This is a genomic window from Paenibacillus sp. P4_A7, assembly GCF_056402455.1.
In genome coordinates, this window is sequence record NZ_JBFUHJ010000254.1 from 1 (window position 1) to 7,742 (window position 7,742).

At 45.6% G+C, this 7,742-nt stretch carries 7 protein-coding genes and 2 pseudogenes; 5 read left to right on the forward strand and 4 right to left on the reverse strand.

Annotated features, from left to right (window positions below; all coding sequences use genetic code 11):
• Nucleotides 1-43: 43 nt before the first annotated feature.
• Both AC1DWN_RS22590 and AC1DWN_RS22595 read left to right on the forward strand, forming a co-directional pair.
• Nucleotides 44-901 carry a carbohydrate ABC transporter permease gene (locus AC1DWN_RS22590; RefSeq protein WP_477561159.1) on the forward strand — a complete coding sequence of 286 codons (858 nt, stop codon included), beginning with the start codon at nucleotides 44-46 and terminating at the stop codon, nucleotides 899-901.
• A gap of 35 nt (nucleotides 902-936) precedes the next feature.
• Complete coding sequence (locus AC1DWN_RS22595; protein WP_477561154.1) at nucleotides 937-2,577, forward strand: cellulase family glycosylhydrolase; 1,641 nt, start codon at nucleotides 937-939, stop codon at nucleotides 2,575-2,577.
• Between the two features lie 80 nt (nucleotides 2,578-2,657).
• Here AC1DWN_RS22595 and AC1DWN_RS22600 read toward each other — a convergent pair whose 3' ends face one another.
• The 4 genes and pseudogenes from AC1DWN_RS22600 to AC1DWN_RS22615 all read right to left on the reverse strand — a co-directional run.
• The gene (locus AC1DWN_RS22600) at nucleotides 2,658-4,172 is read right to left on the reverse strand and encodes an MMPL family transporter (protein WP_477561155.1); all 1,515 of its coding nucleotides are present in this window, start codon (nucleotides 4,170-4,172) and stop codon (nucleotides 2,658-2,660) included.
• Nucleotides 4,173-4,210: 38 nt separating this feature from the next.
• Nucleotides 4,211-4,978: an MMPL family transporter gene (locus AC1DWN_RS22605; RefSeq protein ID WP_477561156.1), complete on the reverse strand. Its 768-nt coding sequence runs from the start codon at nucleotides 4,976-4,978 to the stop codon at nucleotides 4,211-4,213.
• Between the two features lie 47 nt (nucleotides 4,979-5,025).
• Nucleotides 5,026-5,421 (reverse strand): hypothetical protein, encoded by a 396-nt coding sequence (locus tag AC1DWN_RS22610; protein ID WP_477561160.1) that lies wholly within the window; start codon nucleotides 5,419-5,421, stop codon nucleotides 5,026-5,028.
• Between the two features lie 54 nt (nucleotides 5,422-5,475).
• A pseudogene (locus AC1DWN_RS22615) lies at nucleotides 5,476-5,643 on the reverse strand (TetR family transcriptional regulator); the annotation flags it as partial.
• A 522-nt stretch (nucleotides 5,644-6,165) separates the two neighbouring features.
• Here AC1DWN_RS22615 and AC1DWN_RS22620 point away from each other — a divergent pair.
• The 3 genes and pseudogenes from AC1DWN_RS22620 to AC1DWN_RS22630 form a co-directional block, all read left to right on the forward strand.
• On the forward strand, nucleotides 6,166-6,534 hold the full coding sequence (locus tag AC1DWN_RS22620; protein WP_477561157.1) for a DUF4180 domain-containing protein: 369 nt from the start codon (nucleotides 6,166-6,168) through the stop codon (nucleotides 6,532-6,534).
• A gap of 239 nt (nucleotides 6,535-6,773) precedes the next feature.
• A complete protein-coding gene (locus AC1DWN_RS22625) occupies nucleotides 6,774-7,400 on the forward strand; it encodes a carbohydrate-binding family 9-like protein (RefSeq protein WP_477561158.1) in 627 nt (208 codons plus the stop codon).
• A 46-nt stretch (nucleotides 7,401-7,446) separates the two neighbouring features.
• Nucleotides 7,447-7,742, forward strand: a pseudogene (locus tag AC1DWN_RS22630) (fumarylacetoacetate hydrolase family protein); the annotation flags it as partial.

Sequence of the window (7,742 nt, forward strand, 5' to 3'; positions counted from 1 at the left end):
TTATACAACTGTGGATTATGAAGCGAAGAGAGGTGGAGGCATGATGAACAAACGCGAAAATGCCGGGGATTTACCGCTAGGTCGCCGTATGGGCTCCATTTGCCTCTTTCTCTTTCTTATTCTTGGTGCTGTTGTGATGCTTTTTCCCATCTATATGGGAATATTGAATTCGGTGAAAACACAAAGTGAGATGCTAACGAATATCCTTTCCTTTCCGAAGCAGCTTCAGTTTGAGAATTATCCGAATGCTTTTAAGAAGATTCATTTTTTTCGAAGCTTAGGCAACACAATTCAAATTGCTGGAGTGGGGTTAATCGGCATTATTGTTTGTGCATCATTAGCAGGATATAAGCTCTCTCGAACCAAGGGGAAGCTGAGCACATTTCTATTTGCTCTCTTTATTTTATCTATGCTGATTCCTTTCCATTCGATCATGATTACTCTCGTAAAAATAACGAAGCAATTATCGATACAAGGCTCAATTTATGGGTTGGGTATGATTTATATTGGACTTGGCGTGTCGATGGCTATTTTCTTATATCATGGGTTTGTGAAATCCATACCTCGAGACTTGGATGAAGCGGCTATTATAGATGGCTGCAGCGAATTGAAACTGTTCTATGCGGTTATATTCCCCTTGCTGCTTCCCGTCACTGCAACAATAGCTATCTTGAACTTACTGTGGATATGGAATGATTTCTTGTTACCGTTATTAATGTTAACGAATTCCGACCGCTATACGCTGCTCTTATCTACCAATATGCTATTTGGTGAGTATAGCAATGACTGGTCCAATATATTAGCCTCTTTACTATTAGCTATGCTGCCAGTCGTCGTTTTTTATTTATTTTTGCAAAAATATATTTTAAATGGGATTGCAGAAGGTGCGATAAAGGGTTAGGCGGCTTAATAAAGAGAAACGGAGGGAAGTTTATTATGTCAAATGTACAAGCGCATGAGGTTACTGGGTTTCTTAGAGCCGTTGGTCAAAAGCTCTTAAATGGCGATGGACGGGAGATTTTACTCCGCGGAGTTGGCTTTGGCAGCTGGATGCTCCCAGAAGGGTATATGTGGCTCTTCCCGGAACAAGGAGATCGTCCGCGTCGAATCGAACGCATGATCAGAGAACTGGTCGGAGTAGAAAAAGCAGAGCAATTCTGGGACATCTACTATGATCGTCATACTGCGGAAGCAGATATTCAACAGATTGCTGCAGATGGATACAATTCTGTCCGAGTCCCTATAAATGCTAGATTCCTCATTGAGGAAAGTACAGAAAATTCGATTCACTATAATGAGAAGCATTTGCAGATACTAGATCGGCTTATAGGCTGGTGTCGTGAGTATCGACTCTATGTCATTCTTGATCTGCATGGTGCTCCTGGGGGACAAACTGGAACCAATATTGATGACTCGGAGCATGATCAGCCTGAATTGTTTATGAATGAGCGAAATAAACAAATCACCATTGATTTGTGGAGGATGCTTGCAAAGCGGTATAAAGAGGAATGGATTGTTGCTGGTTACGATCTATTGAACGAGCCGCTTCCCAATTGGTTCTCATCATATAACGAACAAATTATTCCTTTATATCGTGATATTATAAAAGTCATTCGTGAAGTGAACGACCGTCACATGATCATTCTAGAGGGAGCTCATTGGTCTACGGATTGGTCTATTTTTAATGAAAAACTAGATGATAATATGATGCTTCAATTTCATAAATACTGGAACAATCCGGATACGGAGAGCATTCAGAGTTATTTGGATAAAAGAGAACAATGGAACGTCCCAATTTATATGGGCGAAGGTGGAGAGAACAACAAGGAATGGTACGCAGGTGCATTTCGCTTGTTCGAGGATCACGACATCTCTTGGAATTTTTGGACATGGAAAAAGATGGGGAGGAATAATTCTCCTTGCTCGGTTATTGAACCTACAGGTTGGCAGAAGCTTATTGCTTATTTAGAAGGTGGTGTCAAGCCGGATGAACAGGATGCTGAGAAAATTCTATGGGAGTATTTGCACAACATCTCGTTCGAACAATGTGTCTATCATTCAGAGGTTACGTCGTCACTTTTCCGTAGGCCTAACACTCGAATTCCGGCAATCTTTTACGGTTACAAAGGTGAAGGTGTCAGTTACGGAGTAAAGGAGCGGAACAACAATCCTATAGGTTTCCGGATCAATGATGGTACGGACATTCGGTTCGTACAAAGTGATAGGGAGACCCCTTATTTTGAACACGGGAAAGGAGAAAATTGGCAGACCGACGAGCTTATGTACGTACAGTTAGCTGAAGAGGACTGGATTGCTTTCGAATTCACCGTTGCAGACACGGCTGAGGTTTTACTTTACAGTGTAAATGTATATACAGCCGCACCTAATGAAAGCGCGCGAATTGAAGTTTCGATAGACGATAAGTGGGTCGAACGAAGTAAAAATGTAGGTAGTCTATGGGGGACGAAGCAATTAGGCAAGGGATGGACATTATCTCCGGGATTGCATCGTATCATCCTTAAGGCTGTAGACAGCTCCATTCGGATTCAATGGCTTGAGGTTATTCCTTGTGATTGAGAGGCCAACCAGATATTCTGGTTGGCCCTTTTTTTCTACGAGAAAAGGAATCAGTAAGTCTTTCTTAGGTTAACAATGTTTTAAGAAGCGTTTTCCTGCTTCTTCAACTCTGCTAGCAGCTTGTCACCTTCTACATCCAGGTTTGGAAGCAAACGGTCTAACCATTTCGGCAGCCACCACGCTTTATCACCGAAGATGGCCATGACTGCTGGGACGAGCGCCATGCGGACGATGAAGGCGTCAATAAGGATACCGATCGCGAGCGCAAAACCAATCTGTTTGATCATAATATCATGAGCGAAAATAAACCCGGCAAAGACGGATACCATAATCACGGCTGCGGCTACAACAACGCGGCTAGCCTGCTTGTATCCATGAACGACACTCTCCGTGCCATGATATCCATGGACGTAAGACTCGCGCATGGAGCTGACAAGGAAGACCTGATAATCCATCGCCAGCCCATAAAGAATGCCCGTAACCATAATCGGCATAAAGCTGAGCAGCGGTCCACCGGTATCAAAGCCGAAGAGGGAGTGAAGCCATCCCCATTGGTATACGGCCGTAGTGATCCCGAATGTGGCTAACACACTGAGAATGAAGCCTACCGTAGCTTTGAGTGGAACGATGATCGAGCGAAATACGAGCAGCAGTATAATCAGCGATAAGATCACGATAATGCCGACGTAGAGCGGGAACACCTCAGCCAGCTTCGATGACATATCGATGTTGATAGCTGTGAATCCAGTAACGCCAATCGTGACATCATAATTAAGCGCCATGCTCGAATCGGAAGCCCGGATTTCTTTGACCAGATTTTTGGTCTCTGAATCCGTTGGTCCTGTTTTCGGGATGAGACTAATAATAGCCATATCTCCAGTTTTGTTCATGCCCATAGGTGTTACGAGCGAAACGTTCTCATGCTGCTGGAGCTCCTGAACCAGCCCGCCCAGCGTCTCCATCGAGATGGCGTCCGAGGCTCCTTTAGGCTCGGCGACGAGAAGCAGTGGTCCATTGAATCCTTCGCCAAAACCATCTGAAATAGCATCGTAGCTCTGTCTGGAAGCAGTGTCAAAGTTCGCCGTGGCACCTGATGGAATACCCATGTCCATTTTTGCGACAGGGAGTGCCGCTGTGCCTAGAAGAACAATAACGCCAACAACTATAAGCCAACGGCCCTTCACTACGCCGGTCACCCATTGGTGCGCGAACCCATGTGAAGTTTTATTCGCCTTGCTGCTGCTTGTCGAACGTGCTTTGGCGGAGCAGATGCGTTCCCCTACCAAACCGAGCAGAGCCGGCAGCAGGGTTAGAGCAACGAGCACATTGACGAGTACGGCCAAAGCGGCAACAAGCGCCATCGCGGACAAAAAGCCAATCCCGATGACAAGCATGCCGCACAACGCAATGATAACGGTCAAGCCAGCGAAAAATACGGCGCTACCAGCGGTGCCAACCGCTCTGCTCGCAGCTTCAAGAGCGCTTAGTCCTTGATCGAGAATGATGCGGCGCTGACGGTTGACGATGAACAGCGAGTAGTCAATACCGACGGCAAGCCCGACCATAAGCGCCAGAACAGGCGTAAGATCGGTCATATGGAACACTGTTGAGAAGGCAAAAGCTCCTCCTACGCTTATACTCCGACTAGAGCAGTCAAAAGCGGCAAACCTGCAGCAACAACCGAACCGAGTGTCATGAAGAGGACAACGGCGGCGACGGCAATACCGATTGCTTCTGTCGAACCAATGGTTGGTTTAGTTGAAAGCGAGTCGCTAGGCAATGCGGTAATCCCAGTCTGCTCGACAGTCATGACAGCATCGATTACAGAATCAGGGACCCATTCGGGCAGCGACATTTGCTGAACGGTGAATTGGAATTGGAACAGTGCAACGCTGCCGTCAGATGCAAGCATCGCACCAGGCAAAGGAACACCGTTCACCATCAGAGGGCCGTAGGGAGGCAGTTCGCCTGTAGTTGCTTGCGCCGATTCGGAACCGTTCCCTTGCCCAGCTTGTGCAGCTTCATTCCCTTGAGCGGCATCGGTCATCGATGCTCCGGCTTGTGCAGCCAATTCAATCGGATTAATGACATACTCAAGATTGTATACATCATTAACAGCTTCGCTAATGGAGGTCAAACGCTCTGGCGTGTCCAGACGTTCGCCCTTTGGTACCGTAAACACGATGCTGGCTTGTCCGCCCGAAGCTTCCGGCAGCTCTTCCGACAACTGGTCTAACACCTTCTGCGATTCCGTGCCCTCAATTTTCATATCCGAACTGACATGTATTCCGTTGACCCCGAGTATGGCGAGCACAACTCCGAGGATCGCGATCCAACTAATAATGAAATACCATGGTCTGGTATAGGCTGACTTGCCCAATCTGTACAGGAAAGTTGACATAGGTTAATACTTCTCCTTTGCATGTGGAAATAACGTGAAGTAATGAACTAAAATCCGTTTCGCAAGTAACCAAACATGGTGTCTAAATAATCATCGAACGTAACAGCCTCCGATGTTTCGGCGACCGATTGGCCTGGAAGCAGCACGTTCAGGCTGCCGTCAAGCAAGGGGAGCACGGCTCCATAAACGGCGCCGACGAGAAGGTGGGCGTACCCCTCTGGATATCGTCCGCGTGACAGCGCATTTATAGTGTCCTGAGTCGTTATTTGCAAGCCGCGAAGCGCGCTGAGGATATAGGGCTCAAGCGTTGGGTGCTGCTTCGAAATCGAAACGAGCTGGCGCAATTTCCAGACATGCTCTCCAGTCAGCTGCAGCTTCATCAACTGGTACAGGATGTCGAGCGGGGACATGTCCTCGTTTAACCTTCCGATCCAATCCTCCACTTCATCGGCGCCATGGAAGATGACGGTTGCCGTCGCGACTGCYTCCTCCTTGCAGGAGTAGTGGTTCGCGAACGTTCTTCTGGAGTAACCGGCGCGCTGCACGACATCTTCGACAACGAAGCCGTCCATCCCCTTTTCCAAAGCGAGAGCGAATGCCGCATCGGCAAGCGCATTCGCCGTTGCTTCCCGTTTAATATAGCGTAAGCTTTTGTTGTTCATCATATATCGCCTATGCGTTCACCTCTTTTCAAATAGACTGGAAACTTTTTCGAAATTAAATGCACATCTATATTATTGCCCAATGGGCAATGATGCACAATGGGCAAAATGTTACAGTTTTGTGGCGTTAAGGTTCCGGCGTTCTCAATTCACCAGACTCCACCATATAAAACAAATAAACCACGTCCTCTGGACGTGGTTTATTTGTTTTATATGGTGGAGTGCTCAAGGAGCGAACCCCAGGTTCAGTTCGCGCTGATTATTGTAGTTGCCTAATCGAATAATACCTATAACCGTTTTCAGGATTAATCTCGTCAGGATTAATCTCGTCAGGATTAATCTCGTCAGGATTAATCTCATCAGGAACCCTTAAGGGCAAAGCCAACTGCAAAAACTTTGGTGCATCTTGGTAATCTATGGTATAAATACAGTATTAGATAAGGTGAAACCAAGCCCGAAATAGGAATGCCACAATCATAGGGCTGCTATTAAAAGTTGTCGCATAAAACTTTTAGGAGGGTGCTTATGAATATAGTAAAAGTTGAAGTAGGTACGGTAAATATTGCCGTTGTAAGCAGCAGTGAGATATTAATAGTGGATGTTCAGTCAGCATTGGATCTTATGGCAATCGTACACTATGAAGCAGGCTGTAATCGTATCGTTCTAAATAAATCCTTGTTAAGCGAAAGCTTTTTCGATTTGAAAACACGCCTTGCAGGCGAAATCCTTCAGAAGTTCATCAATTATCGAGTGAAGGTTGCTATTATTGGGGATTTTTCCATGTATTCAAGTAAAAGCCTTCGAGGTTTCATTTATGAATGCAATAATGGAAACGATATCTTGTTCATGTCGGACGAGCAACAGGCGATTGAAAAGTTAAGCGAGATGAAGTAGAAGATGAAATAGTATTTATGATCAAAGCCGCAGTCACTCTTCGTTTTGAAGTGATGATCTCAGCTTCTCGGCTTTCTTCTGTTTAGGTCCCAGTAGCCGGGGATTGTGGACTTAATGCTACTTTTCGCGGTCTTTTTGCTAAAGAAGAATAAGGAATGTCCGCTTACACTCGTAATAGTGCAATAACGAATACAATATTGGCTGGTCTAGTAGATACGGATTTTAATTAGGAGGATCAAATGATCAAACGCGAAGCTGACCAAACATACAATTGTAAGTATGTTGATTATGAGGACCGAGTCTGGGAGAAGACGGATGCTATTCACTTGATAGATGTTGTGAACGGCGGCGCAGTTCAAGAAGAAACCCTTGTGAAGGCTTGCTGGGATTCTAATGCCCTCTATGTCCGATTTGAATGTGAAGATTCTTATAGTATCTCTGATTTTAAGAACCGGAATGACCCGTTGTATGATSAGGACGTTTGTGAGATTTTCATAGATGATACGGGCCTTGGTAAGGAATATGCTGAAATTGTAGTTAGCCCTAACAATGTTGTGTTCGACGTCTGGGTTACGCATGATAATGAGGACGATCCACTTGCATTCACGCTGGATCACGACTGGGAAACGAAGGGCCTTGTAACCTCAGTTGATGAGATGGGTGAGAAAAGGATTTACACGCTCACCATTCCATTCTCGAATTTTAAGCAGTATCCTGCTCATGGAACGGAGTGGAGAGTGAATTTCTTCCGCATTGATGATGATCGAAGCGGGTTGAGGCATTATCAGGCTTGGACTCAGATCGGAATTGCTAACTATCATGTTCCGGATTTGTTTGGTACGTTACGATTTACTGGTGGGTTCTAGATTAGAGATAAGAGTGAAAATACTATTTTAAAGAGGGGATAAAACGATGAAACTACTTACTTACAAAAAGGGACAACAATATATGCTTGGCATTCGGACGGACAAAGGGGTTTTGAACGTTGCATCGGCTGCGCAACAATTGGGTGCGAATGTACCTTCATCGATTCATGAAGTAATCGAGCAAGGAGCGTCAGCGATCAACGCGCTGCAAGCATTGGAGGAGCAAGCTTCATCTGCGAACTTGTCATCCATTTGGTTGAACGAAGACGATCTTCAGCTGGGACCTTGTGTGACAAATCCAGGGAAAATCATTTGCGTAGGTTTGAATTATCGCAAGCATGC

Excerpts from the sequence above, each read along its gene's own strand:
- AC1DWN_RS22600 (WP_477561155.1), bottom strand. The coding sequence starts at position 4,172 with ATGACCGATCTTACGCCTGTTCTGGCGCTTATGGTCGGGCTTGCCGTC.
- AC1DWN_RS22590 (WP_477561159.1), top strand. The coding sequence starts at position 44 with ATGAACAAACGCGAAAATGCCGGGGATTTACCGCTAGGTCGCCGTATG.
- AC1DWN_RS22605 (WP_477561156.1), bottom strand. The coding sequence starts at position 4,978 with ATGTCAACTTTCCTGTACAGATTGGGCAAGTCAGCCTATACCAGACCA.
- AC1DWN_RS22620 (WP_477561157.1), top strand. The coding sequence starts at position 6,166 with ATGAATATAGTAAAAGTTGAAGTAGGTACGGTAAATATTGCCGTTGTA.
- AC1DWN_RS22595 (WP_477561154.1), top strand. The coding sequence starts at position 937 with ATGTCAAATGTACAAGCGCATGAGGTTACTGGGTTTCTTAGAGCCGTT.